This window comes from Pseudomonas sp. RL_105y_Pfl2_101 (genome assembly GCF_963970585.1).
Taxonomy (GTDB): domain Bacteria; phylum Pseudomonadota; class Gammaproteobacteria; order Pseudomonadales; family Pseudomonadaceae; genus Aquipseudomonas.
The window spans coordinates 1-1,027 of sequence record NZ_CAXAPG010000130.1; the positions used below are offsets into that span (position 1 = coordinate 1).

The 1,027-nt window shown below is 50.0% G+C and carries 2 protein-coding genes; both read right to left on the reverse strand.

Going from position 1 to position 1,027, the window contains the following annotated elements:
- Nucleotides 1-608: 608 nt before the first annotated feature.
- Nucleotides 609-917, reverse strand: coding sequence for a hypothetical protein (locus AACY31_RS28765; RefSeq protein ID WP_339481458.1), 309 nt, complete (start codon nucleotides 915-917; stop codon nucleotides 609-611).
- Nucleotides 914-1,027: transposase domain-containing protein (locus AACY31_RS28770; RefSeq protein ID WP_339503919.1), on the reverse strand; the 114-nt coding region annotated here is incomplete at its 5' end. The genes AACY31_RS28765 and AACY31_RS28770, both read right to left, overlap by 4 nt.

The window sequence follows — 1,027 nt, forward strand, 5'->3', positions numbered from 1 at the left end:
CGATTCACTCGGGCTGTGTCCTTGCTTGATCGGTGTGTGTTCGCAACTATCACCGTAGACCAAGGCCAGCCTTTTTTCATTTTTTGCAGCCGTATCAGTTAGTTAGCCGTTAAGTAAGTGCCATTCACAGCCGACATGTTTTTTATAGATGAATTTTCAATGAGATGAATCACATAGAGATCATTTCGCTCTTGGAAAAAGTGGAAAAAGGGGACGCATCTATTTTCAATGCGGCGTGCCCGGAACTGTGTGAGCCGTGATTGCAAAGAATCAAGGGTGAAGGGCGTCAGCTCCTTCACCCTTGGGCAATTGCCACATCTTGTTATCTCATCAAACCTTGAACCGGATGGTTAGATAGGCACCCTTTGTCAGATAACCCGTACGACCTGTCATTCCTGACAGTAGCCGTAATGACTCCCCGATGCTTAATTGGAACTCTATACATCAGAGGAACAAGACCATGACCACGGAAAGCGCATTGATGACGGAAACCTGATCGTCAACGGTACATTGTAAGCGCTCCATGAACCCCACCTGTCCAAACAGAAGGCACATAAGGCAAGGCCACCAAATCAAGCGAACGCGGAGCCCCTTCTCGGCACATTACTTCATTTTTTCGGCCTGATATCCACCACCGTCCCCGCCTGCACGTTTTTGATCGGTGACAGCAAGTGCGGTGAAATATTCCACCGCTGACTGGTGTCGGTCACCACCGTGACGGTCTTACGGTTGAACTTCATGACGGTGCCGGACAGGCGTTCACCATTGGGTGAGTCGAAGCTTACCCGAGCCCCCGGATGGAACTGCATCATTGACTTGTGCGCCTCCAACGACTCCAACATCTTCAGTCGTTCGATGATGTGGTGATTCAACGTCACTAATTCATCGACGCTCAAGTGATCAATATTGATACTCATGATGCCCTCCCATTCCAAGGCAGTAGTGCCTCAAAGTCTTCGACTGATTCAGCTTGCGGCAATCGTTCCAGCACGAGGCGTAGCCACGCATAGGGCTCTTGGCCGTTCGC